Annotated in this window: 22 protein-coding genes, 1 tRNA gene and 1 riboswitch; of the genes, 3 read left to right on the plus strand and 20 right to left on the minus strand. The window is 30.6% G+C overall.

Annotated elements, in window-relative coordinates; translation table 11 throughout:
- Positions 1-4: 4 nt before the first annotated feature.
- The 10 genes from KPL50_RS13945 to KPL50_RS13985 all read right to left on the minus strand — a co-directional run bounded on the left by KPL50_RS13945 (position 5) and on the right by KPL50_RS13985 (position 12,320).
- Positions 5-3,427 carry a Z1 domain-containing protein gene (locus tag KPL50_RS13945; RefSeq protein ID WP_216299136.1) on the minus strand — a complete coding sequence of 1,141 codons (3,423 nt, stop codon included), beginning with the start codon at positions 3,425-3,427 and terminating at the stop codon, positions 5-7.
- Positions 3,417-4,916: an ATP-binding protein gene (locus KPL50_RS13950; protein WP_216299137.1), complete on the minus strand. Its 1,500-nt coding sequence runs from the start codon at positions 4,914-4,916 to the stop codon at positions 3,417-3,419. Before KPL50_RS13950 ends, KPL50_RS13945 begins: the two co-directional genes overlap by 11 nt.
- Before the next feature lie 599 nt (positions 4,917-5,515).
- Positions 5,516-6,505, minus strand: coding sequence for a hypothetical protein (locus tag KPL50_RS13955; RefSeq protein WP_216299138.1), 990 nt, complete (start codon positions 6,503-6,505; stop codon positions 5,516-5,518).
- Between the two features lie 151 nt (positions 6,506-6,656).
- A complete protein-coding gene (locus KPL50_RS13960) occupies positions 6,657-7,283 on the minus strand; it encodes a hypothetical protein (protein ID WP_216299139.1) in 627 nt (208 codons plus the stop codon).
- 278 nt (positions 7,284-7,561) lie between these two features.
- Positions 7,562-7,708 carry a hypothetical protein gene (locus KPL50_RS13965; protein ID WP_216299140.1) on the minus strand — a complete coding sequence of 49 codons (147 nt, stop codon included), beginning with the start codon at positions 7,706-7,708 and terminating at the stop codon, positions 7,562-7,564.
- A gap of 284 nt (positions 7,709-7,992) precedes the next feature.
- Positions 7,993-8,181, minus strand: a complete 189-nt coding sequence (locus tag KPL50_RS13970; protein ID WP_216299141.1) for a hypothetical protein — start codon at positions 8,179-8,181, stop codon at positions 7,993-7,995.
- Between the two features lie 515 nt (positions 8,182-8,696).
- Complete coding sequence (locus KPL50_RS27925) at positions 8,697-8,822, minus strand: recombinase zinc beta ribbon domain-containing protein (protein WP_375372924.1); 126 nt, start codon at positions 8,820-8,822, stop codon at positions 8,697-8,699.
- 30 nt (positions 8,823-8,852) lie between these two features.
- Complete coding sequence (locus KPL50_RS13975; RefSeq protein WP_216299142.1) at positions 8,853-9,215, minus strand: hypothetical protein; 363 nt, start codon at positions 9,213-9,215, stop codon at positions 8,853-8,855.
- A 460-nt stretch (positions 9,216-9,675) separates the two neighbouring features.
- Positions 9,676-11,547 carry an AIPR family protein gene (locus tag KPL50_RS13980; RefSeq protein ID WP_216299143.1) on the minus strand — a complete coding sequence of 624 codons (1,872 nt, stop codon included), beginning with the start codon at positions 11,545-11,547 and terminating at the stop codon, positions 9,676-9,678.
- A 681-nt stretch (positions 11,548-12,228) separates the two neighbouring features.
- Positions 12,229-12,320: transfer RNA gene (locus tag KPL50_RS13985), tRNA-Ser, on the minus strand.
- Between the two features lie 185 nt (positions 12,321-12,505).
- Between KPL50_RS13985 and KPL50_RS13990 the strand changes: the two genes are divergently transcribed.
- Entirely contained in the window at positions 12,506-13,411 is a 906-nt protein-coding gene (locus KPL50_RS13990) for a hypothetical protein (protein WP_216299144.1), read from the plus strand.
- A 63-nt stretch (positions 13,412-13,474) separates the two neighbouring features.
- Here the strand turns inward: KPL50_RS13990 and KPL50_RS13995 are convergent, their stop codons facing one another.
- The 4 genes from KPL50_RS13995 to KPL50_RS14010 all read right to left on the minus strand — a co-directional run bounded on the left by KPL50_RS13995 (position 13,475) and on the right by KPL50_RS14010 (position 16,047).
- Positions 13,475-13,915: an MOSC domain-containing protein gene (locus KPL50_RS13995; RefSeq protein WP_216299145.1), complete on the minus strand. Its 441-nt coding sequence runs from the start codon at positions 13,913-13,915 to the stop codon at positions 13,475-13,477.
- On the minus strand, positions 13,915-14,394 hold the full coding sequence (gene moaC, locus KPL50_RS14000) for a cyclic pyranopterin monophosphate synthase MoaC (protein ID WP_216299146.1): 480 nt from the start codon (positions 14,392-14,394) through the stop codon (positions 13,915-13,917). The genes KPL50_RS13995 and moaC overlap by 1 nt, the downstream gene beginning before the upstream one ends.
- Positions 14,395-14,417: 23 nt before the next feature.
- Positions 14,418-15,377: a GTP 3',8-cyclase MoaA gene (moaA, locus tag KPL50_RS14005; RefSeq protein WP_216299147.1), complete on the minus strand. Its 960-nt coding sequence runs from the start codon at positions 15,375-15,377 to the stop codon at positions 14,418-14,420.
- A 178-nt stretch (positions 15,378-15,555) separates the two neighbouring features.
- Entirely contained in the window at positions 15,556-16,047 is a 492-nt protein-coding gene (locus KPL50_RS14010; protein WP_216299148.1) for a molybdenum cofactor biosynthesis protein B, read from the minus strand.
- A gap of 195 nt (positions 16,048-16,242) precedes the next feature.
- Positions 16,243-16,358, minus strand: a riboswitch (molybdenum cofactor riboswitch).
- A 305-nt stretch (positions 16,359-16,663) separates the two neighbouring features.
- Here KPL50_RS14010 and KPL50_RS14015 point away from each other — a divergent pair.
- Positions 16,664-18,013: a hypothetical protein gene (locus tag KPL50_RS14015; RefSeq protein WP_216299149.1), complete on the plus strand. Its 1,350-nt coding sequence runs from the start codon at positions 16,664-16,666 to the stop codon at positions 18,011-18,013.
- A gap of 54 nt (positions 18,014-18,067) precedes the next feature.
- Here the strand turns inward: KPL50_RS14015 and KPL50_RS14020 are convergent, their stop codons facing one another.
- On the minus strand, positions 18,068-18,385 hold the full coding sequence (locus KPL50_RS14020) for a hypothetical protein (protein WP_216299150.1): 318 nt from the start codon (positions 18,383-18,385) through the stop codon (positions 18,068-18,070).
- A 410-nt stretch (positions 18,386-18,795) separates the two neighbouring features.
- Between KPL50_RS14020 and KPL50_RS14025 the strand changes: the two genes are divergently transcribed.
- Complete coding sequence (locus KPL50_RS14025) at positions 18,796-18,960, plus strand: hypothetical protein (protein ID WP_216299151.1); 165 nt, start codon at positions 18,796-18,798, stop codon at positions 18,958-18,960.
- Positions 18,961-19,089: 129 nt separating this feature from the next.
- Here the strand turns inward: KPL50_RS14025 and KPL50_RS14030 are convergent, their stop codons facing one another.
- The 5 genes from KPL50_RS14030 to tnpB all read right to left on the minus strand — a co-directional run bounded on the left by KPL50_RS14030 (position 19,090) and on the right by tnpB (position 24,892).
- The gene (locus KPL50_RS14030; protein ID WP_216299152.1) at positions 19,090-19,944 is read right to left on the minus strand and encodes a sugar ABC transporter permease; all 855 of its coding nucleotides are present in this window, start codon (positions 19,942-19,944) and stop codon (positions 19,090-19,092) included.
- Between the two features lie 11 nt (positions 19,945-19,955).
- Positions 19,956-20,885 (minus strand): carbohydrate ABC transporter permease, encoded by a 930-nt coding sequence (locus tag KPL50_RS14035; protein ID WP_216299153.1) that lies wholly within the window; start codon positions 20,883-20,885, stop codon positions 19,956-19,958.
- A gap of 54 nt (positions 20,886-20,939) precedes the next feature.
- Entirely contained in the window at positions 20,940-22,223 is a 1,284-nt protein-coding gene (locus tag KPL50_RS14040) for an extracellular solute-binding protein (protein WP_216299154.1), read from the minus strand.
- Between the two features lie 679 nt (positions 22,224-22,902).
- Positions 22,903-23,475: a glycerol-3-phosphate responsive antiterminator gene (locus tag KPL50_RS14045; RefSeq protein ID WP_216299155.1), complete on the minus strand. Its 573-nt coding sequence runs from the start codon at positions 23,473-23,475 to the stop codon at positions 22,903-22,905.
- A 352-nt stretch (positions 23,476-23,827) separates the two neighbouring features.
- Complete coding sequence (gene tnpB, locus KPL50_RS14050) at positions 23,828-24,892, minus strand: IS200/IS605 family element RNA-guided endonuclease TnpB (RefSeq protein WP_216299156.1); 1,065 nt, start codon at positions 24,890-24,892, stop codon at positions 23,828-23,830.
- Between the last annotated feature and the right edge of the window lie 289 nt (positions 24,893-25,181).

Here is a 25,181-nt window from a genome sequence, read left to right on the forward strand (position 1 = left end):
GACCTTATTCCTCCTCATTTTCAGCTAGCATATCTTTAATTTCTTGCTTTGAGTAAATCGGATTAACCTTATAAGTATGCTTTTCAGCATTACTTCCATCACAATTAGGTATGCCCATAGCCAATCCAACCCATGGTTCCGTTGATTCTTTAATGACCTTCTTAGTTGCTAGACTACCTTCCCCATCTTCTTTCAAATTAATTAAATAAACTAACAAAAGAGGATTTCTCTTTTCAACATACTTAAACCATGTGTTTATAGGATATTTTTGCTTATCTTTAAATTCCACTTTTTTATCCTGTAGATACTGCGCTTTAAAGTTGTTTTTAGCATTTTCAATTATCTCTACGTCATTTAAACACTGTCGCCCATCAGAAGGACCTGCAAGTTTCCCTCTATTTCCAATATTTATCCTATCTCGATACTCATCAACTGAACAAGAGCGTGTTAGAGAATATATTTTAGCTCCTTCGAAAACGAGTGGTGGTTCTATTTTATCTCCATCTAAAAATACGATATCCCAACAATCTAGTTGTGATATTTCACAGCTACTTAAAAATTGATAAATTTGTTTGGTATCAAAACGTCGATTATATTTTGAAGACTTAAAATTACTTATAAAATCAATAACAATTCTTTTAGGAACATCTTTTAATGCATAATGGTTACCTTGACTTTCTAATCTATCTAATTTTACACTGCTGCCCCTCGCATTTTTTATTAACAAATGCACCAATTGAACATTTTTGGAGTTTTGTAGTAAATCATTTATTAAATATGGTGTTTCAAAAACGTCACCAAAATAACTCATATATTCAGTTTTATCTGCTGCTATCCTCATTTTATTTGCAGCTGTTATGCGTAATTCTTTGCTATCATTACGTACTCTTACACCAAATTCTCTTGGGGTTCTCTTGCATTCTCTCATTACCTCCAAATCCTCTTTTAATAACTCAGTAGCTTCTGATATTTCAGTATACCAATCAGCTGACTTTTTACTTGTCCAAATCCTAAATAAAAAGTCATAATTTTTACGATAACCAAACCATCTTCCCATCTGCATAAGCACATCATAGGTTGATGTGTTTCTATAAAAATAACTTATAATTAAACCTTCAAGAGTTAACCCTCTAGATAAGGATAGACCACCAATGGCAATTATTCTCAAACCCGGATTACTTTCATATTCCAGCTTGTCTGACCCTTTAGAACTATTAATAACTTTTATTTGTATATTTTCTACAGATGTAAAGAGCTTTTCTACAATTTGATCCCATGTGAATTCTATTCCTTCATAATTTTTTTTCCATTGAGTATATATTGCATTCAAAATTGGTATTTTCTTATTTTTCCCCAAATCATGAGATAAATCAAATTTTATTTTGTTATACGCTTCTTCATAAATTTGTTCAACATTTTCTTTCACGTATTGTTGAACGTCAACAAATCTAGAAATATTTATCATCATTGTTCTAGGCTTATCTAAATCATGTCTTAAGTCTCTAATAGCATTCACCAAAAAAAAAGTATATATTGAATCAGTTAAGCTTTTAGGTAACGTTCCCTTCCAATTTTTTTTATGCTTATAATAAAATAAATCTTTATCCCTATCTTTGTAAAAGCTATTTTGATCCCCTATATAGTTTGATGAGGCAGACCCCTCCTGTACAAATGAGGTAGCTGTAACTTCTACGTAGTTAGCTGTAAACCCTATATAGGTAGCCTGCCAAAATACATCTACTAATTGTAGAATTAATTTGTTGATTTTAGTTGGATTTTCTTCTTGTTCAATTGCAATTACTCTTAAATCTGAATTATTTACATAATCCGAATTGTCTGACCCTTTAGAACTATTAATAACTTTTATTTGTATATTTTCTATAGATGTAAAGAGCAAATCTACAATTTGATCCCATGTAAATTCTAACCCCTCATAATTTATTTTCCATTGAGTATATATTGCATTTAAGATTGGGATTTTCTTATTTTTTTCCAAATCATGTGATAAATCAAATTTTATTTTGTTATATGCTTCTGTATAAATAGATTCAACATTTTCTTTCACATATTGTTGAATATCATTAACGTGTGAAATATTTATCATCATTCTTCTAGGCTTATCTAAATCATGTCTTAAATCTCTAATAGCATTTGCCAAAAGGAAAGTATATATGGAATCCTTTAGATTCTTAGGCAACGTTCCATTCCATTTTCTTTTTATATTTTTACAATTAAATAAATCATTATCAACATTAGATCCAGCATCTTCGATATACTTTAAAGCTTTTCTGTATTTTCCACCTTCGTAAAATATCTTTTGAGCCCCAATATAGTTTGATGGAGTAGGCAAACTATATATAAAATCATTAGGAAACAAATCGTCATTCAACATGTCTTCTGTAGTTTCTGGATTAATAAAAACATTTGCAAAAGGTGTTGCTGTAAAGCCTACGTATGAAGCTTGCCAAAATACATCTACTAACTTACGAATTAATTCGTTAATTTTAGTAGGATTTTCTTCTGGCTTGTTTGTATTAATCGATGCATTATCTGCCTCATCATCAATTAGGAGCATTGGGTAATGAATTTTCTTAGTTATTGGATCAGCATTAAGATTGTATAACCACTGGTATAATCTTTTAAGTACAGTTGTATTTTTCTTTATTACACATACAACAACCTTATTGCTTTCTAACGAAGTTGTTATTTTGTTCATATTTCCAACAAAATCATACTCTCTTGATGTCATCGCAGTAACAGAGAGTGATTTACCATCTTTACCAACCCCTATTCGAGATGTTTGAGCTCCATCATTACAACGTGAAATATCAAATCCTACAAACCCTTCTTCAACACGCTTTTGTGTTTGATTTCTCAATGTTTCAATTGTTCCCGTCAACAAAATAATAACCTTGTATCCTGCATCAGCTGCTTTACATACCATACCAATATATGTCGAAGTCTTACCAGATTGAACATCCCCAATAATAAGTCCTCTACGAAAAAATTTAGCCTCGCTTTGAGGATCTCCAAGGTAATTCATCAACTTAATTAATGTAGTTTGATCTAGTTTATTTACATCATTAAGTCCTAAATGTTGATCTTCGAGCAAATATTTTCTATATCTACTCCAAAAAAACGGGTCCAATGCACCTTCTTCTTTCAATTTTTCTGAATACCATTCATAGTGATCATAATCATTTGTAATGCTCGTCCCATTACTATGCTTTGTTTGGCACAAATACTCAGCCTCTGATTTTACCTTTTTAGCTTCAACCTCATTAAATCTATACTTAGAAACTTCAATAATCATAGCAATACTCTTCTGAAGTTGTTGTTCATCAACATCATCAGAACTTCTAGTTATATTGTACAAATGTTCAATCGCTTCAACACATTTCATGATTTCAATATTGTTAATTTCCACTTTTATATTCCCCCTGTAGTTTTTCTTTTAATTGAGAATACTTACAAAACGGTTCTGAAATAAATATTTTATCAATGATGTTATTTAAATCTAAATTACCCATTTTAAAACTCATTTTAATTAAGAATCGTGCTTTATCACACACATCACTCAAACGATCTGTCTCAGTCTCATCGGCTATCTTATTCCCTGACATATCTATATAGATTTGTTGATATGGCAAAGTATTTTCCAACTCTTCAAGTATCATTTCAAATCTATTCAATATGTCATCATTAATATCTGCATCTTTTAAAAAATCGAAGATTCTGGATGTCCTATTTATTTTACAAATATATTTTTCATTTCTAACCTTTATTCTATCCCAAACATAGTCCAAGTCTTCATTAACATTCTGTATCCGTCCACGGTATACTTGTGAATTAATGGCAATATCCATAGCTTCATCTACAGCCCTTTTAAGTTGTGCCCTAATTATTTTCGGAATAGTAGCCTTTTGTTTTTTTATATCAATTCCCCAAATGTCATCTAAAGTGTTTGGGATATCAACTTTTATACGAGCATTTTTTGTTAACTCATTCTTTGGTAATCCAAACCAAGTGCCCCATACTATTAATCTCTCGTTTCTATATATATAATACCCTTGCTTAGTTCTATAATTTTGTACTCCTCCGATTTTCTTATAATCATCTTTATCCATATCCTTCTGGAAAGGAAGAACATATGGACTTACAATTATATATCTTTCTATTCCATTTGAATCTTCAATTGGAATTCCTATTTCTTTTCTAGGATTAGTTTTTTTGTGTTTTTCCAAGAAAGGATCCAATCCAACAATTATAAAATTATTTATTTTAATTGTTACTCGCTTTTGCTTTTCAGAATTTATGAATCTATGAAAAATAAGTGATAGATATTCTGCAGTACGTTCTTTATAACTGTCCAATGTAGTGAAAACATCACCTGTCGATTTTTCTATAACATCAAATTTTTGCCAAAGAACCACAGTTCCACTTTCCAATTCATTCAGTCTATCAACTTCTCTTATATTACTAATTTCTTCTTCATCTAATTCTTGAATTATCCAGTCCATTTGGGATTTAACAAAATCTATATCCCAAACATATGCAGAAATAATCCCATTACATTTACTTGCAACAGTCAAATTTTTACATTGAGATAATGAGGCTGATTTTAGTCCTAAACCAAAACGACCAAGGTCATATTCACTCCTATTTCCTTCATTTATATTACATCCATATTTCATTGCATTATACAATTCCGAATTTGTCATACCTTTTCCGTCATCACAAATTGCTACATAGCAATCCTGTGGATCAACAGGAAAAACTAGTTGTATATTTCTCGAATGCGCAGTCAAGCTATTATCTAAAACATCCGCAATTGCAGATTCAAATGAATACCCCATTGCTCGCATAGATTCCATAAGGACATTTGCCTCAGGTGGATTTTTTTTGTAAGTTGCCACGACCCGAACCTCCTCTATTGGTATATAAGTAAAAATTTAGTTTTTATCCCCGTAATCTACTAGCTTACTACAGTTGGTTAATACCATTTTTATAAAAAATTATATTTTATTATTACTCTTTCTTATACTTTAATTATACACCATATAAAGATTTATTACATATTATATCATTTTTCGAACTAAACTAAATTCACTATCATGAATTAGTTATATTTCTGTCCATATACATATATCACTAATTCAAGTTAACAAAACATCATCATTATTATACATTTTCGTTTAGTATTTCCCGTTTTGTCGTTTAACAGGCACCACTATCCTGTTTTTCATCTAAGAACAATACTAAAAAGGCTCTAGCATAAACTGCTAGAACCCTTAATTTTTGTTGAAAAATGACGATTTGAACCCCGGAACGGAATAACCCATTCACCTGCTTTCGAGACAGGTGAATTAATGCTCGTAGATTATACTTTATATTCTCATCAGTCTATTAAATTGTATGTCTATTTAGGTTAAAATGCATCGTACTTTCAGTACGGTTTACTTCACCAGACTAATCAACGCATAAGAAAACCCACAAACCAATTTCAAGAAGGTTGCTATAAATCATACATATCTAAAACATTGTTAGTATTATTTACTATATAAGCACTATCTTTGTAATTGAGAACTAATCTCGCTTTTTTTGCATTATTGTTATATGAATAATATGCAAAAATTACTTTATCTTGGTATTCTTCTTTATAAATTTCTTTATAAAGAAATTTTTCCTCCTCATTCTTTATGAATAAAAGCACATAGTTATCACTAATTTCTTCTAAAACCAAAGAATAAAAGTCAATAATACAATCTGCATCACCTTGCATTTCATTCATTATCTCTTTACTACAACTTTTCAGTTCGTACATATATATTTTTTTATCTGGTAATCTTAATTTTCCATAATAGTTTTCATCAGAAATAAAAGAACTTAAATAAATAATATTGCTATTTTTATAGGTATTTCTTATTAAATTATTTATCTCATCAAAACGTTTTTCTGCATATTTATATCCCATTAATGTAAACGCTATTCTGCAGTTTTTAAGTATATTTGTTAGCTCATTCTCTATTATGTAACGCTGCACCTCTTTTTCTTCTTGCTTCTTGCGATATATAAAATATTTCAATTGATATACAAATCCTCTACCTTCAACATGTTCTACTTTATACCATCTTTGCTTATTGATGCTTATTGTGTTATGCGCTACACCATCAGCATCATAATACAGTGGAACTGGTTCACACATGTTTTCAAATAACATTCTTTTTATTTCTGATAAAGTTTCACTTTTTATACCATCAAATATACATAAATAGTCTATTGAAGTTAACATGCATAAAGCATATGGCAAACTATCATAAGCTTTATGTTGTTCATTTTTCACCTTGTTTCTAATTCTTGAGACAGCAGATATTGAAAAACCAACTACTTCAGTCATATCACTTAAATTAATACCTAAACATTTTGCTATTTCTGAAACACTAATTATTGTATTATATATATATTTATCGATTAAATTTTCATAATATTTTGTTTTTTCTTCCATAAAGTCACCTTTCATTTTTAATAAGCGTTAGTTATATATTAAATATACTATATAACTAACTCTAAATATTGTCTTTTATTTAATATTTATTTAACAACTAAAAATATATATATCAATATGGATACTCATTTTGATAACCAACTAGCTCATACTAGTAATTTGGTTGCTTTATAAAATATTGCTCATTAACAGTTTGTATTGGAATCATTGGTTGTTGTGGTACAATTGGCTGTTGAGTAATCCAATATTGATTTGGATATCCAGTTCGCGCGTAACTTTGCTGTATATTTTGTGCTGAATACTCTTTTCTTATATCATAAAAGTGTTTTTCATATATAGTTGTTTGGGTAATATCATCATATGATAATGCATTTTCCAAAGTTCTTGAAATAGGTTCTTTTACCTCGGTTAAATAATTGCAGTTATATGTTAGTTCAAAATTAGGCTGATTTTCAAAGTTATGTGCAGCTCTAGAACGTGCCCTATTAACACTTTTGCTATAATCGCTATTATATATTGCCTCATATTCTTTTTTATTATTTTCCTTAAGCGAATGCATTAACTGATTGTGTAAGCTAACTACATTTATAAAGCAACCTTCGTCAATTACAGTTTTCATAAATGAGGATGCATCACGTTTTTTCTCATTAGTATCATACATGTAAGTATCTAATACGCCCAATAATCTGTCTTTGATGGTACTAAACTCTTCACTAATACTTTCCATGTAATTAGCCTTTGCTAATAGTTTTATAGCTTTATACTGTTTGTCGTTCATAAACGTCATCTCCTTTTAATTTTTTTAATCATTTTTATATTGTATTATTGATTGTTTCAATCATATAACTTTTATCGAGCTATGTCAATGCCTTTTCTAATCATTTCTATAAAATTTTCATGATTATTTCAATCATGTATTTGCACTTTCACCCATCCCAAAATTTAGCACAATTAAAGCCACTATAATCACCTTGAATTTTATAGCAGCTTTAATGTCTCCACAATATTTCTATGCTTATTAAGAAGTGTAGTCTTATTTGCAGATAACTTAATCTTCTATGCTTCATACTCCTTTAAAATAGTAAAGACCACGTTGAATATTACTTCAACGTGGTCTTTAAATATAATTACTTTATCAACATAATTCTGAATGAACTTCTTACACTCTGGTATATTCCTCTCTGTTACAACGCCTCTGAACATTGAAAACAAGGCTTTTACCTGCTCTAGTGGAAATTTTAAATGGAAGTCCAGAATCAATAATTCTTGAATCAGTAATTGAAGGAATGGACAATATTATTCAGCTAACCTAACAATCTAAGTAATGAAAGGTATGAAAGAAACAGCATATCAAGCAAGGCATACTAGGGGTCAGCCCCCATTGGGGTATGATATAACTGAGGAAATAAAATATAAGCTAAAAGATGCGTGGAAGAGATAGTAAGGATTTTGTCCCTGCTATTTTATGTTAATTATTAAGATACTTTTTATATTAGGAATTGCTTTATATCAATAATATCTTCTATATTCCATAATCTGTTTTCCATAACACTTACTATCATTTTTTCTATTTCATCAGCACCGTATCCCTCTTTAATTGCATATGAGGTAACCAACTCTTTAATTTTATCCTGTTTTTCCTGCGACAATAGACAAACAAATGTATTTGAATTCATAATATACCCCTCCTATTATCTTCATTAAAATAACCTATTGGAATAATTCACTTAAAACCCTTCTAACCTCACCATATGCAAATAAAGGTACTATTGTCTCCTTACCTGTATTTCATATCCTGTTTTTTTATATATTCACTCACCCTAACTTTTATAGATATTACAATCTTTATTATACAGTATTATTACCCTCTGAACATTGAAAACAAATTCTTAACCTGCTCTTCTGTTATCTTAGGAGCTTAACTTGTATGCTCCTTCCCAATTAAAGTAACTTCTAATTTAGTTTTCTTCTCCTTTAAGTCTACCATCTTTGTCTTAAATTCATCATAGGCAAATCCTTGTGTAATTGGGGTTACTATATTACTAATCTGCTTATCAATGCCATCAAGCTCTTTAGCTATTATTTCTGTTGATGACTTTTCATTCTTTGATTATTCTTTGATTATTCTTTGATTATTCTTTGATTATTATTGTATATGTTTATTAATCTTATTAACAAATACCGAAATAGCTTAATCATTTAATATGTTCCGCTCTAATTCTGATAGTACAAATTCCTCAATGTATTCTCTACGTATCTCCTTATCATCACAATTTCTTTTTTTCAATCTACTGCCACATCTATAGGAGACATACATAGGCTTTTGTTATATCGGCAATTAAGGCTTTTAATCTATCATATAAATTATTAAATTTTGTGGTGTTAATTCCATTGGTATTATTATTGATATTGTATAATCACTATTACACATTATTAAGGAATTAGTTAACACTTGCCCATTGCTACATACTATTTTATCCACATATTCGGCAATAACATTATCACAATCAAAGTATGTGTTTTTCTTTATTTTTTCGAAATCCTCCTGCCTCTCTACAATTATAATGTACCCTCCATTGTCTTCATATTGCTTTCTATCTGCTCCGTATTCTGTATCTAATATCCGCAATATACCTTGGATGGTTTCTTGTCCCTCTTGTGGCATAGCTTTTAGCTTGTCCATTTCTTTCAAATATACTAATTCAATCATTAACATTACCTCCCGTAAAAATATAAAAACCACCTATCTATAATCTCCATAGACAGGTAGTTCTTTTTTATGGTATATATTTGTTAAAATAATAATACTTAATTACTCTTATATTTATTTCATTTCCTTATGCCATTACCACTAGATGGTTATGAAATAAATAGTGTTGAGAATATATTAAATGCTAATTCCAATATGCCGAGATTAATAAAACATTTCTATTTTGTAGATGCTAAGTTTACCTGGTAGACAAAAGGTAAATCTTACTTATGCAGAATAGTAGACATGCTTCATATGGGGTTCGTAGATGAAGTATTGTTTGGCAGAGAAGTTCTCACCTAGTGGCCTAAATTAATTAGAACATTAGTTTGACTTATACTTTTAAAAATTAATAAAGGCATGAGAATTAATTCTCATGCCTTTATTAATAGTATATATAAATTATTTTTTTCACATTATTTTATTCATCCAATGTTGCAGCTACTTCTTCATCATTACTTTCTATATTAAATTTATAACCCTTTATGTCATTATCTATATTTCGACCTTTATAATAACCATCAAAATTGTAAAATATATTTTTTTTATTATCATCCATATAAGAATAAAAATAATCATTGTTATAGCTTTTTTCACTTACAGCTTTTTCAAAACCTAACCATTGGTTAAGGACTTTATCAGTAATATTTTTAGCTAGATCTTTGTATATTGATATTTCAAAGCTCTCATCAAAAAATCTTGTAACTACATTAACAATCGCATACTTGCCATATCTTAAGGCATTTCCATAAGTGTTTACACCATATTTATTATTTTGCGTCTTATCGAATATTTTTTCTAACTCAACTAAATATTGATGACAAAAGTATCCAAACATATATTTTTTGTATATCTCCGAATCAACAAATACTTCTTTAAAGTTACTCTCTCTAAATAGAAATTCTTCACTGTTTCTTCTTGCCCTTGCAACATCGCCTTTTGCACTTACCGCAACTCTAATAAATACAGAATGGTCAATTATCTTATCTTTTTCAATATACTTTTTACTTAATCCATCATGAAATTCTCCTCTTTTACGATTATAAAAATATCCAAATTCATTAAATATTTTAGCTTGATAATTAATTTGTGCTTTATCATTTGAGCGTCTATCAGATTCTCTTACAGCAGATTGTTCATTAGTTGCTCTAGACAACTCCTCTATTAATGATAGTTTTTTCTGTTGATTACCTTCTGCATTACCTTCTGCTTCAAAAAATGTTATTACTTTAACAAGTACTTCCTTATTATCAAAAATATATTCATTTTTATCTTTTAAGCATTTTTCATAAACAGTCGCCAAAGTGTATGCTGTTTGTCCTCCATTAATTATTTGAGGATTTGTAATAATTAATTGTGCTGAATCCTTTAAGGCTATTTTAGAATTCAATTCAGTATTATCAGATAATATTGTAATTCCATTATTAAATAACGCAAATTCATTAGTTTTTTTATTTCTAATTGTGTTTTCTATTTTAGGATTAACATCATTGTTATTTAGTCCCAAATAGCAACGAGGGTTAAATTTTAGTATAGAATTTTTATATTTATATACAATCTTGGCAATTTCAATTAGAGGTACAAATACAACCATGATTTTGCAGTCACTAAACTCGGTTTGTACAGAGTAACTAATTCTCCCCTCGTTACTCTCTTTATTTATTAAAGATAAGGCAATATTAATCTCATCAGCATTAAAGTAGCATCCTGTTACTATTGGAAATAATAGTGAGGTATAACATTTATCATAGTCAAAAACCGTTGCACTAAATCCACCAGTTAATCTTTTCAATACCGAATCTTTATAACTTTTTAAATTTGCTAATATAATTACTTCATACCTATACCTTCCAACATCAGGTATTCCGCTTATTCTTTTCATCATGTTAATTATCTTATCATTATATGTATTGCCATCTTCGTCGGTATTATATCCATCTGTTATTCTATCTACATCCATTTTTAATATTTCATCTAGATCAATCCTTTTATTCTCAAAATTAACTTCATTTGTCCTAAATTTAGATTGGACAAAAGTTATTAATTTTCGTTCACTATCTATGTAATAGGCATCTATCCCACCATCGGCTGGATCATCTGTAATATAATCTTCTCTACTAAAAAAGTCACTCAATCCATAGTAAACCTTTAAAAATAAATGTACAAATGCTCTTGATCGGGCTGCATCTAGTTTCTCCTTTTCATTTACTGATGGATAATACCTTTTGTAACCTTTTGGCGCCTCATTTCTTAATTCATCAAGAATATTTACTAATGTACTATACTTGCTCATATACTCCCCCAAGATTAGACTTATATACCCAAATTATCTTTGTTATTGACTAAATATATATATATTATACATATATATGTAATAAATGTACATAATTTTAAAGACTTATATAAAATATTTAGTTGGCTTATATGAGTAATTCTAAGTTTGTATAAGGGTAGCTCTACACTGTCTATAACCTTCTTAATTTTATATAACGCTCAGTATTCTGCTATAAAATATTTGCATCATTTAAAGTATGGTCACTCCCTGATAACTCGCCGACAGAAAATCAACGCATAAGAAAAACCTCAACTAAAATTATTTAGTCGAGTTTTACTGGTGGATTCGAACCGCATCATCCCCCTATTAATAAACCTTCTTTATTTGTGGTACGGTTCACCTCGAGTCACTCCAAACCAATGTTATGTAGCATAATTTTAAATGACATCAGTGATTTATAACTCACTACCAATTTTAGTAAAAACCTCATTTACTTATGATACGGTTCATTGAGTGATATTCTAAATATCTAATCTTTTAACATTAAAGTTAATCATTTTTAATAACATTAAAAATACTATTATCATCCACTTTCGTTTAGTCTTTCCTATTTTGTCGTCAAACGGGCGCCACAAGCCCGATTTTCATTGAAAATCCCTACTAAAAAGGCTCTAGCATAATCGCTAGAGCCTTTGATTTTGGCGGAGAAAGGGGGATTTGAACCCCCGGAACGCGATAAAGCGTTCGCCTGTTTTCGAGGCAGGTACCTTCGGCCACTCGGACATCTCTCCATATAATAAGTTACCTTTTATAGTATAACATATAAACAAGTAACTATATACTAAAAAATGTAATTCCTGTTGAACCCCTTATGTAAAAGCATTATAATATACATAAGTGAATAATAACCTATTGGTTAACTTGTTGAATATAATAACTCCTGTGAATCAACCAAAAATAAGGGGATGAATTTAAAATGAATAAAACAGTAAGTATTATCATTGCTTTAATGGTCATCTTAACAGGGTGTTCAAGTGCAAAGAAGGATGTTAATAATATAGCTAAACCTACGGTTAATGATACCGCAATAAATACTAATCAACAATCTCAATCAGAAAAGACAACTAAAATTGATACAGTCGTTAATAGTGATATAATTACCAAATCACTGGAAAATATAGATACTACTAAAAGTCCGTTTGAAAAGGGATATTATGATTATCAGGGCACAATAAATAATAAACTCCCAATTCATATGAGCATTTATCCATTAGAAAAAAATATGGTTGGCTCTTATTTTTATGACAAACAGAGAAAAGAAATCAAACTCCAAGGAAAATCAGGAGAAAAAAATATTATACTATATGAATATGATGATGTAGGTAAAAATACAGGTGTATTTAAAGGTACAATGAGTACTGTTGATAAAATTGAAGGAACGTGGATAAGTGCAGATAGCAAAAATAGTTATCCATTTACAATGTCACTTAAAAGTAATATTCCCGGAGTTGAATATGGAAAGAGATATATGACTGCTTTAGCTACTAAAAGTGATAAAGATGTAGAAAATTTTGTTAGCAAAATTCAAACGCTGGTAATTAATGGTGATAAGGAGGGGTTAGCGCAGGAAATAAAATATCCTATTAATGTTATGGTTAATGGTAAAGTCACCAAAATACAAAACAAAGATGATTTTATCGTGAATTATTCCCAAATTCTCAATCCTAATTTTAAGAAAGCAATTAGTAATGCATATACAAAGTATATGTTTGTGAATTGGCAAGGAATAATGTTCGGTGAAGGTTTATATAATATTTGGATTAATGAACAAACAACTGCTGGCAGTGATTCTAAATTAATGATTACTTCTATAAATAATTAAAACATAAAGGAATCAGTTAAATCAAACTGATTCCTTTATTATCTTTCTTTCTATAAGCTCCATTTAGCTATTACCCTCCACTACAATCTCATCACCGGCTTTGATATAGCCTTCTGTAAGGACCTTTGCAAATATACCTTCTCTTGGCATTATGCAGTCGCCAACTAGTTTCATAATTTCACAACCCTTATGACATTCCTTTCCTATTTGCGTTACCTCTAATACTACATCTCCAATTTTAAGTTTAGTTCCCACAGGAAGCTCGTACAAAACTATTCCCTCAGTAGTAAGATTTTCAGCAAACTTTCCTGAACATAAACCTTCTACTCCTGTGGCTCTCATTTTATCAATGCTCTCTTCCCCAAGAAAACTCACCTGTCTATGCCAATTCCCAGCATGAGCATCTCCAACAATGCCGTGGTCAATTTTAAAGTATCCACTTTCTATAGGATGTTTTATTACACCTTTCTTCTCACTTATATTTATAGCAGTAACCTTTGCCATTACAATCCCGCCCTTTCGAATATTCCTGATTTTCCCCCACTTTTTCGTAGGAGCATAATATTATTTATAACCATTCCCCTATCAATTGCCTTGCACATATCATAAATAGTTAGTGCTGCAACAGATACCGCAGTTAGTGCTTCCATTTCAATACCTGTCTTTCCTACTGTCTTTGTGGTAGCAGTTATTTCAATTTTATTATTTTCAAAGTCAATTTTAAAACTAATATCGCATCCTGATATCATTATTGCGTGACACATCGGTATTATTTGCGAAGTACTTTTAGCACCCATAATTCCGCCGACCTGCGCTACAGCTAGTACATCTCCTTTTGAAATAGAGCCATCCCTTATTCTTTCAAGGGTTTCCCTTTTCATTGATATTGACCCAATAGCTATTGCTTCTCTTGTAGTATCACACTTTTCAGATACATCCACCATTTTAGCTCTTCCTTGGTCGTTTATGTGGGTAAGTTCCATTTTCTATCTCCTTTTTAAGTTTATTAACCGCCTATTTGAGACATCACCTTAATACTTCTACTAACATTTCCCTCCTCAAGATGATGCTCAAGTGGTTTATTTAAAATTGCGGATTTGAGTGCAGCTGTAAGCATCTCTTCATTATTTAGATATTTTCTAAGGTTTATTTCTTCCTCTGAATGAAGACAAGGTTTAATTGTTCCTGTAGACGTAAGCCTTATTTTATTACAATCCGAGCAAAATTTACAACTTACAGGGCTGATGAACCCAATCTTTCCTATTGCCCCAGGTAGCTTGTACAACTCCGCAGTACTACTTTTAGGGGTTTCTATTTGGATTAACTCAGGATGAAGCTTAAGCATCTCCATAATGGTCAATTTTCTCTGTTCATATAATTTAATACCTTCACCTATGGGCATAAGTTCGATAAACCTTATTTCTATTGGTAACTCGAGGGTTAAGTTTAAAAAATCCTGAAACTCTATATCATTGATGCCTCTCATTAATACTGTATTTATTTTTACAGGTTTTAAATCAACAGATAAACACTTATATATGCCTTCCATTACTTTATCTAAACTTCCTACTCTTGTTATACTTTTAAACTTTTCACTATTCAAAGTATCAAGGCTAATATTAACCCTATTAAGCCCGGCCTTCTTTAAATCCACTGCCATATCAGAAAGTAGAATACCATTTGTAGTTATGGAAATGTCATCTATTCCTGGTAGTTTAGAAGTTTCATATATTAGTTTGTCTATATCTTTCATAACCAGTGGTTCTCCACCAGTAAATCTTATTTTATTAATGCCAAGTGTAGTGGCTGCCTTTATAATTTTTAGTGTATCTTCAAAACGTAAAATATCCTCATGTCCTAAACTTTTAACGCCCTCTTCTGGCATACAATATACACATCTTAAATTACATCTGTCAGTTACTGATACTCTTAAATAATTGATGTTTCTTCCCTGACTATCTCTCATAAAACCCTCTCCTAAATTTCAATTATTCCCCCTATTTCACTATAATCATAACCGCCGAGTTTATCAAGTTAACTATTATAAAAAGACGAATAACCCTAGGTCTTTTATAAACTGAAATCTCGGAAATTCCGATACTTGCAAGAACACCTATTTCATAGGGTCTTAGCTGCAGCGCTCGCTACAAAGTAGCGCATTCACCTGCCTCTCCTGTGAGTATTTCAATCCCATGTGGAATTGCAGGTAGTATAAATCCGAGATTCTCTACTGCAGCCTTTGGGCTACCGGGAAGATTAATAATTAAGGTTTTTCCACGAATTCCTGCAATACTTCTTGAAAGCATAGCCTTTGGTGTGATGGCAAGGGATTTCATTCTCATAGCTTCTCCAATACCAGGTACATATTTCTCAATTACATTTTGAGTTGCTTCTGGAGTAACGTCTCTTTGTGAAAATCCTGTTCCTCCGTTAGTTAAAATTAAATCCACCTTAAGTTCATCACATAAATAAATAAGTTCACTTTCTATTTCCTTTTTCTCATCAGGAATCATTTTATAGTAGCTTATAATAAATCCCTTACCTTCTAATTCACTTCTAAGTGCAGGACCTGTTCCATCTATTCTTTCTCCTCTTGAACCTTTATCACTCATAGTTAATATTGCAGTTTTTATCATATTCATCGCCCCTTTTTTAAATCTGTTTTAACAATTTATGCTCAGGAAAATTAAGAACCTTATTTTTTTCTCCTTGTTCAATAATCCTTCCCTTATCTAAAAAAAATAACAAAATCCGCAACTCCTGCGACTTGCATTCAGTCTCTTGATTTTCGCATAAAAAAACCCCTTTCATATTTTATAATATAAAAGAGAATGACAATTTATCATCCACCTTTTCAAATGGAAGGCTAAATCGTCTTCAATTCAACCCTAACGGTCATAATTCCATAGCATCCCTTAGGAAATATGACTCGGAGAATAAATGATAAAATTATGCTTACAAGTCTATAACTAATTGCAATATTTAGAATATTTATTTATACAAGTAATATAGCATAAACAGATTAAAATGAAAAGGGAATATGCTCCTAAAATATGAATATAGAAGCTCTTGTAATTAATGATCCTATAAATAATAAACCTGTTTGTATTATATATAACTTAATTTAGATTTTAAAAATTAATAAGATTATGCAATATATAAAAATTCAAATTTATTTTTCTAAATTTTTATGATGAATCCACCCAATCAGGGAATGCTATTTATAAAAAGAAAGGTTGGTGGCATGCGATCATGATAGGTTTAAAAACAAAAATGAAACGGCTCACAATTACATTGTTGTTGCTAATTACTATTATAATTACAAACGGTTTTGTAGTAAAAGTCAGTGCAAGCGAAAAAAGCATAGAAGCATTTGCGCTACAGAATATACCCATTAAAAAAATGAATGTTGTGGTAGTGAGGAAAAATGAGTTACTACTGGTTTCCTTAAATAATAGCCATAAAAATATCACATTAGATAGTGGAGGTATCTTTTCCCGTCCTCTCATATCTCCTAATAAAAACCAAGTTTCATATCTTAAGGATAATGTTTTATATATTACAACAGATAATCTTGAACATATAAAAGTAGCAGCTAATATTCCTCAGTTATCTTTTGCATGGCAAGATAAAAATTCACTGTTATACTCCCCTAAATCTGGGGGCTTATATGCTTATAATGTTGTAAATAAAACCAGTAAACCCTACTTTCAGAATGAATTTAATTATGAAAATATTACCTTAGACAGCAGTGGAAAAATATATGCAGAGCAGTACCTATTCTATAAAAAGAACGGTTATGATTATAGACAGGATTACGGTATACTATTATTTAATCCAGTCACAAAGAGTAAAAATATAATTGTAAAATCCATTCCAAATAAAATGGATGTAGGTGGAGATTTAGGCATGTACCCTGTAATAACAGGTATATCGAAGGATGATAAGTATCTTTATATATGGAAACATCCACATTCAGGCTCCTTAGCAGCAGACGGAGTTGATTTGGCAGTTTACGATATATTAAATAATAACTTAATAGAATATACTAATCCAAATATAATTTCACTAGGCTATAGTGATAATATATCCCCAAACCCTAAAAATAGCAGGTATTTAGCATTAATCTACGGTGGTGGCCGAGAGATGGATAGTAACAAAGATTTAGTTGTTTTAGATATATTAACAGGCAAATTTCAGCCCTTAGTCCCAAAGGATGAAGCAGCCATGACACCTTATTACACAAGTGATGGAAAAAGCATTCTATATGCTTCCTCTCCAGAACAAAAACAGGGAATCCTAGCTTTATCAGAGTGGTTTTCAAATGGTAATCACCATATTTTTAGTATTGATACAACTACAAAACAAATAAAACAGCTTACAAATAATAAAACTTATTTTGATTTTTCGCCAAAATGTACAGATAACAAAGACATCATATTTTTCCGTAGTGATAAAAATGAAAATGTATCCATTTGGAAATATGACAAAGGGAAAGAGTGGCTGCTTGCGGAGGGTTTAATATTTTATACTGATATGAATTATCCAAGTCAAAGTTATTATGGTCATTTTTATACTACCCTATTTACTGATGTGAAATAACAAGGCAGGTAAACTGATAAAAAAGAACTCCATTATTGGAATTCTTTTTTTACCTTATAATATGGTTTTGTTAGCCTCTTCTACCAATTTTATTCCCTCAGAATCTATGTGGATTTTATCCTCACAAACCCTCTTTACATTATTATTATATTTGATGCTATGACTTCCACCTTTTAAGAAGGCTTCTTTTTCTTCATATTTAATAAAGCCTAACTTTTTTAGCTTTCCTAAATAGAAAGCAAATTCATGTTTCTTGTCATTGGGGTCTTTCTCTTCTAACTTATAATTTTGAATTTCAAATGACATCCCTGGTGACATATCAGCATCATAAACATCAGTTATTATCTGATTTTCTAGTTTACTCAATTCCATATGATAATCTCCCTCTATAACGTAATATAGTATATAATATGTATATTCTATATATATTTGTAAATTCCTCCTACTAATACATATTTATTTTGTTTATATTTACATTAATAAGCAATAATATCCCATCAAGCAATTTATTACTCTAATATAGAACTAAATAGGCAGACACGATAATCGCCTGCCCTACTAGCTTAATATTAACTTTATATCTTTATTTGATAGAATTATGATAAAATACAGAATTATTGGTGAACTTTAATAATTCTAATTTTTCAAGATAATTTGAAATATGAAACAATTAATCCAATATAACAATTAATATTCGTTCATAATCATTGAAATAATTTTAATTTAGGGTTATAGTGTAAATAAATAAAGAAATAATATTGAAAAAAAGGAGCGGATAAACAATGCCAGATAAAGAAATATCATCTAAAAAATTAAGCCCAGAGGAATCAGCAAAAATAGAAAAAGCTAAACTTGAAAAAGCAAAAAAAGACGCAAATTTTGTACCAGAACCATCCGATTCGGAGTTCGATATATGTGGACCACTAGATTGCGACAAACAACTTTAAATCATTTAAAAAAAGCAATCTCTTTACCTTAAATTTATTTCAGGTAAAGAGATTGCTTTTTTTTTAAAGTTAAATTTCTCAATTAATTGAATTAATCCATTTGCCTTAGGATTTAATCAATTTTATCAACTAACCTTTAACACTACCTACGGTTAAACCACCAACAAGGTATTTAGACAAGGCAATAAATAATATCATTACAGGCACCGCTGTAATTAGTGCCCCTGCAGAGTAAATACCCCATGCGGTTGAAAACTGTCCTTGCATACTTACAAGTCCAACGGGCAGTGTTATTTTTCCCGCTTCATTAATGATTACACTGGCAACTATATATTCAGACCAGGCTCCCATGAATGAGAATAACGCTGTTAATGCAACAGCAGGTTTTGCTAGTGGTAATATTATCTGATAAAAAGACCTAAATACTGAAGCTCCATCTACGTAGGCACTCTCTTCAAGTGACTTAGGAATAGTATCATAAAAACCCTTCATCATCCAAATGTTAAAAGGGATTGAAGTTGATACATATATTATTGCCAATGCAAAATAACTATTTGTCATCTTCAAATTTATTATCATTAAATATAGTGGTAACAGTGTCATAGCTAATGGAAACATCTGTGTAACTAAAATCAGTGATAATCCCATTTTTTTACCTCTAAATTCAAACCTAGAAAATGCATATCCTGCTGTAACAGAAAGCACTACACTAAAAGCACAAGCGGAAGCGGATACGATTAAACTATGATAAAGCCACCCTAACATATCATATTGTATAAAGGCTTGTCTGAAATTATCAAAGGTTGCATTAGGGGGAATTATACTTAAAGATTTAGTAAACAATGCATCTGCTGGTCTTAAGGATACTGTTAATATATTTAATATTGGATATATGGAGCATATGCACGCAACTATTAAAAATGCATATATTAGTATTATTTTTGGAAGCGAATCGCCTCTATTAAATTTATCACTTTTCTTCATACAAATCACCTCTAATCTTCTGATTTTTGAGCTCTAATAAAGACTGTACTAAATGCAAGCAAAATTAGGAATATAATTACTGAAAGCGCTGCTGATTGACCATACCTGAAATATTGGAAGGCTCTCTTAAATACCATAGTTATAAGAATTTGAGACTCATCCGAAGCTGAACCACTTGTAATTATGTATATTACGTTAACCATATTAAATGTCCATACTGTTCCAAGTATTATGGCAGGAGTAAGTATTGGCTTTAAAAGTGGTAACGTTATACTTTTGAATTTTTGAAAGCCTGATGCTCCATCAAGATCTGCAGCTTCATACAACTCTTCTGGAATACTCGTAAGTCCACCAAGAGATATCATCATCATAAAAGGAATTCCAAGCCATATATTGGTTATAATACAAGCTATAAATGTCCAGCTGGGTATAGATAGCCATGGAATTGCTGCTGCGCTTCCAAATAGATTTGTTAAGATAATATTAATAGAACCGTATTCCACATTATACATGCCCTTCCAGGTCATTGCTGCAATATACTGTGGTACTGCCCAAGGTAGAATTAGTAAAACTCTTATAAGTGCTTTGCCAGGTAATTTTCTATTTAAAACTATTGCAAGAAATAATCCAATGGAAACATGAAAAAATACATTGATTGCAGTCCATAATATTGTTCTTATTAAAGTAGAGTAAAATAAACTGTCAGCAAGTACGTTTTTGTAATTATCGAATCCAATAAAAGGATATTTCTGACTTTTCAAATTTAATAGTGTAACATTCTTAAACGAAATTATTATTTCATATATAAGTGGATATGCTACAACAAATGTTAAAACTATAACAGCTGGTGCTAAAAAAAAGAAAGGGGTCATTTTACTTTGTCCTATTCCAAAACTACTATTACTTTTTTTCTTTTTTATTTTTTTGACAGTCCCATCCATGTGAATGCTCCTTTCTTAGAAGAAAAAGGGGATTTCTCCCCTTTTAAATGAAAATTATAATCCTAAAGCTTTTATTCCCTCTTCAGCTTTCTTCTGCATAATTGCTCCTGCAGCTTCTGGCTTTGTTTTTCCTGATAATACGTCTTGTTGAACTGGTTTAATAGCATCCCATATAGCTCTCATTTGTGTAATAATTGGCATTGGTGTTGCTAAAGCTAATTGATCCTTTTGTCCTGCTATTAATGGGTTTCCTGTAATCTTAGCATCTTTCATAGCCTCAAGATTAGTCGGAGTTTGTTGATGTGCGTCAACCATTTTTAATTGTGCATCTTTTGAATTTACAAATATAAGGAAAGCTTTAACTGCTGCTAATTTATCTTTGTCTGTTACTCCTGCTGATACTGTGTAGCCTTTAACAGCTGAATAAGGAGCTGGGGATTTACCGTTTATTGTAGGTATTGGCATTATACCAAAGTCGATTCCAGCTTTAGTATAGTCTCCAAAGCCCCAAGGTCCATTGATTTCAAATGCAGCTTTTCCACCTTTGAAAAGGTTGTCAGCTACTGTTCCGTCTGCTTCTTTAGGGATTAAGCCTTCAGTGTGAATTTTTTTCATGAAAGTCATCCACTGTGCAACAGCTGGTGTATTTAGTGTTGGTTTAGGCGTTGCTGAGTTAACATCATCAAATACTTTACCATCAAAAGCTCCTAAGAAAGGAATTGAGAAAAATGGTTCAATTGTATTGAAAACTAAACCGTATTCTACTTTTCCGTCTTTTTTAAGTTGTAATCCCATTGCTTCTAATTCTTCAAAAGTTTTTGGAGGCGTTGGAACTAATTTTTTATTGTAGGCAACTAAAAGTTCATTACCATTTCTATCTGGAAGCATATATTGTTTTCCTGTATATTTAGCAGCATCTAAGGCTAGTGGATCTATTGTTGCCATGAAATCTGCCCCAAGAATAGTATCAATAGGTTGTACTAAACTACCAGGAACAAATACTCCAAGGTTATCATTTGGTCCAAGAACTATATCCGGTCCTGTTGTTCCAAGGGATGCTGTTGTATAATTTTTTCTTAAATCTTCAGTTTCAAAATGTGTTCTTTTAATTGTTATGTTTTTGTTTGCAGCTTGAAATTCAGTGATTAATCCATCAAGTATTTTCTGCGCATTCGGATCATCCTGTTCCCATATTGCTAAACTCACTGGTTTAGTTGATTCTACTACAGCTGTTGTTTTATCTGGTGTAACTGCTGCTTTTTTTGTACATCCTGCCATTGATCCTACAACTAAAGTAGATATCATTGCCATAGCGATTAATACTTTTATTTTTTTCATTTTTTTCCCCCTTAATATTATAAAATAAAGATTTTTTAACTAACCATATAATTGCTTACTATACAAACAGTTTTAGTGATTTGTGCAACCGTTTGCTTAGCCTTATTTTACTATTAGTTTTCTTATATGTCAAACCATTTTTTTGAAAATTCCCTCAATTAATTGTTTTATTTTGCTTTCTAATATTAATGGAGCCAACAAAAACTATTGACTCATAAATATTTTATTAAAATTCAAAGTTTACAGCTTAATTTTGAAGCTCAACCTTAACCTTATTAACCATTACCACCATGCCATCCGTAAGATTAGTATATTCACCCTCAGATACATTTAGACCCATCGTGCCTTTCTGATTACCTACATTTAATAAGCTCTTTTTCTCTAGGATGATCGTTTGTCCAATATTTTAAGGTTCCTATTTGCTAATCCCAAAGTTCACTATTGTTGTAATCAATGTCTACTACGTCCGTCAAGTCTCAACCTTGTTTCTTATTTGCTAATATTCGCTATTATTTTGTGCAAACGAGTGCATAAAATGATAAAAAATAAGGAACAAGGAATTCAAAGTTATTATACTTTAAATTATTGTTCCAGTGAACCTCCCATGACTAAAGTCACGGATTAATGGTAATTTTTCAATAGAGAAATTAGTACATTGAAATTATACTCACAGTTTTTGCTACTCCTCAGATAGTGTCCATAATTCTTGTTTTGTTGTTGAAATCGCCATGGCTCCTGCACTGAGTGATTCCATTATATCTTTCTTAGTTTGAATTAAGCCTCCTGCTATAATTGGAACTCGCACCTCATTTTCCATACTTTTTATAATCTTGCTTGCAACCCCTGGCATAACTTCTACAGCATCTGGAAGTACAGATTGTATATTATGTATTCCTGTTCTTAAGGATAGCGAATCCACCACAAATATTCTCTGTATAACACAAAAATTTAACTTTTTCCCATTTTTTATATTTGTTGCCTTTGTAGTTATAATCCCATAGGGCTCACCACATTGCTTAATAAAAAGTAATCCTGTGTAATCTCCTTTTAATCCTTCTATTAAATCCACATGAACAAATACTACCTTGCCTGCCGCTTTGAGCCTCTCACATATTTCCTTTAGATTTATTATGCTCCCATACAATACAAACACAATAAGAACACCACTATGAATTACTTTTTCTAAATCCTCATCATTTCTTATGGCTCCAATAACTGGGTTTTCTATTAGTAATTGTTCTAGTTTTGCCAAAGATTTATCCTCCAAAAATTTATTTTAGTCTACATAATATAATTAATAAAATTAATTTTATCATAGTGCTATTTTTCTTTCAAGTTAATTTATTTGTTATACTTTTATATAAGTATATGAAAAGAATCCTTACATTACAAGCAGAACATGTGAACCTCCCATCACTGAAGTGACAGGCTTCTACTATTACTAATAGACTTTCCCACATCATTGTCCTCGTAACCTACTAACTCCATGGGCGTTATACTTCGGATAAATTCCTACCCTACATCTTATCTATATAAATTTCTATAATATATTAAATTGCTATTTCTAAACCCAATTCTTTTATTCCTTGTTTTAGAATGTTTTTTTATGCGTTTTCATCCCTGTCATGAATGTTTTTGCATTCTTTACAAGTCCACTCTCTTATTGATAGCAGCTTAACCTTCTTATTTAGCGCTCCACACTCAGAGCAAATCTTAGAACTGGCAAACCAAGGACTAATTTTATGATATATTCTCCCATACCAATTTGCTTTATATTCTAGTTGTCTTGTAAATTCTGACCATGCTACATCTTGAATACTCTTAGCTAAATTATGATTTTTTATCATATTAGAAACTTTTAAGTCTTCTGAAATTATTACTTGGTTATCGTTAATAATTTGCACTGACAGTTTATTTGAAAAATCATTTCTAATATTTGCTATCTTCTCATGAATTTTAGCTATTTTCGCCCTTTGTTTCTTATAATTATTGCTATGCCTCACCATTTTGCATAGCTGTCTTTGTAATTTAATTAACTTATCCTCGTATTTATATAACGATCTAGGTCTTTCTATATGGTTATTGTTTGTATCTATAAGAAATTCTTTGAGACCTAAGTCAAATCCTATCATTCTATTATTTATAGGTAATTGAAAATTCTCAGTTTCTACATTGAAACTAACAAAATATTTACCACTTGGCACTTTACTAACAGTAGCAAATAGTATTTTCCCTTTAAATTCTCTATGTAATTTAGCTTTTATTTTACCTAGTTTAGGTAATTGAACTAAATCGTTATGAAATAAAACCTTGATATTGTTATTTGTAAAGTTAGTAGTGTAAGAATAATTATGATCATGTTTTGATTTGAATTTAGGGAAACCGGTATGTTCTTTAAAAAATTTCTGATAAGCACTATCCAAATTATAAATAGAATTAGTTAAAGCAAATTTATCTACATCTTTAAGCCAAAGGTATTCTTTTTTTAGTTCCCTATTACAGTAATTGTTACAGTCCGTTTTCGATAAACTCTTCTTTACAGTTTCATATAATTCTATTTTTTTAGCTAACATTTGATTATATATAAACCTAACGCAACCAAAGGTCTTAGCTAATTGCGTTTCTTGTTCCACTGTTGGATAAATACGATATTTAAATCCTTTTACCATAGATAAATTCACCTGCCTTTCTACTTTTATTTTTTGCTATTAATATAATTTCTATACTAGAAATTACAACTTTATATCTATATTTATCACGCCAAATAATATGCTATTGTATTAAAAAACCATAGCCACTTCCATCATATAATTACTCATTAATTTCACTTATTAACGTAAATTAACATATGCAAGTCGACCTAACTCATGGCTGAAGCCACGAGAGTGCGGTCGAGGGCTTCAAATAAAACATTTGCTCCGATTATCTTTATATATCCATATTTTGGTTTTATTTTTT

It is taken from the genome of Clostridium sp. CF012, from assembly GCF_018861755.1.
Lineage (GTDB): Bacteria > Bacillota > Clostridia > Clostridiales > Clostridiaceae > Clostridium_AD.

Coding starts and splice junctions, on each gene's coding strand:
- KPL50_RS14020 (WP_216299150.1), bottom strand. CDS start 18,385: ATGGAATTGAGTAAACTAGAAAATCAGATAATAACTGATGTTTATGAT.
- KPL50_RS14010 (WP_216299148.1), bottom strand. CDS start 16,047: ATGATAAAAACTGCAATATTAACTATGAGTGATAAAGGTTCAAGAGGA.
- KPL50_RS13970 (WP_216299141.1), bottom strand. CDS start 8,181: ATGAATTCAAATACATTTGTTTGTCTATTGTCGCAGGAAAAACAGGAT.
- KPL50_RS13990 (WP_216299144.1), top strand. CDS start 12,506: ATGAATAAAACAGTAAGTATTATCATTGCTTTAATGGTCATCTTAACA.
- KPL50_RS13995 (WP_216299145.1), bottom strand. CDS start 13,915: ATGGCAAAGGTTACTGCTATAAATATAAGTGAGAAGAAAGGTGTAATA.
- KPL50_RS13975 (WP_216299142.1), bottom strand. CDS start 9,215: ATGATTGAATTAGTATATTTGAAAGAAATGGACAAGCTAAAAGCTATG.
- KPL50_RS14040 (WP_216299154.1), bottom strand. CDS start 22,223: ATGAAAAAAATAAAAGTATTAATCGCTATGGCAATGATATCTACTTTA.
- KPL50_RS14025 (WP_216299151.1), top strand. CDS start 18,796: ATGCCAGATAAAGAAATATCATCTAAAAAATTAAGCCCAGAGGAATCA.
- KPL50_RS14015 (WP_216299149.1), top strand. CDS start 16,664: ATGATAGGTTTAAAAACAAAAATGAAACGGCTCACAATTACATTGTTG.
- tnpB (WP_216299156.1), bottom strand. CDS start 24,892: ATGGTAAAAGGATTTAAATATCGTATTTATCCAACAGTGGAACAAGAA.
- moaA (WP_216299147.1), bottom strand. CDS start 15,377: ATGAGAGATAGTCAGGGAAGAAACATCAATTATTTAAGAGTATCAGTA.
- KPL50_RS14030 (WP_216299152.1), bottom strand. CDS start 19,944: ATGAAGAAAAGTGATAAATTTAATAGAGGCGATTCGCTTCCAAAAATA.
- KPL50_RS13960 (WP_216299139.1), bottom strand. CDS start 7,283: ATGAACGACAAACAGTATAAAGCTATAAAACTATTAGCAAAGGCTAAT.
- KPL50_RS14035 (WP_216299153.1), bottom strand. CDS start 20,885: ATGGATGGGACTGTCAAAAAAATAAAAAAGAAAAAAAGTAATAGTAGT.
- KPL50_RS13955 (WP_216299138.1), bottom strand. CDS start 6,505: ATGGAAGAAAAAACAAAATATTATGAAAATTTAATCGATAAATATATA.
- KPL50_RS13965 (WP_216299140.1), bottom strand. CDS start 7,708: ATGTTCAGAGGCGTTGTAACAGAGAGGAATATACCAGAGTGTAAGAAG.
- moaC (WP_216299146.1), bottom strand. CDS start 14,394: ATGGAACTTACCCACATAAACGACCAAGGAAGAGCTAAAATGGTGGAT.
- KPL50_RS27925 (WP_375372924.1), bottom strand. CDS start 8,822: ATGTATGTCTCCTATAGATGTGGCAGTAGATTGAAAAAAAGAAATTGT.
- KPL50_RS13980 (WP_216299143.1), bottom strand. CDS start 11,547: ATGAGCAAGTATAGTACATTAGTAAATATTCTTGATGAATTAAGAAAT.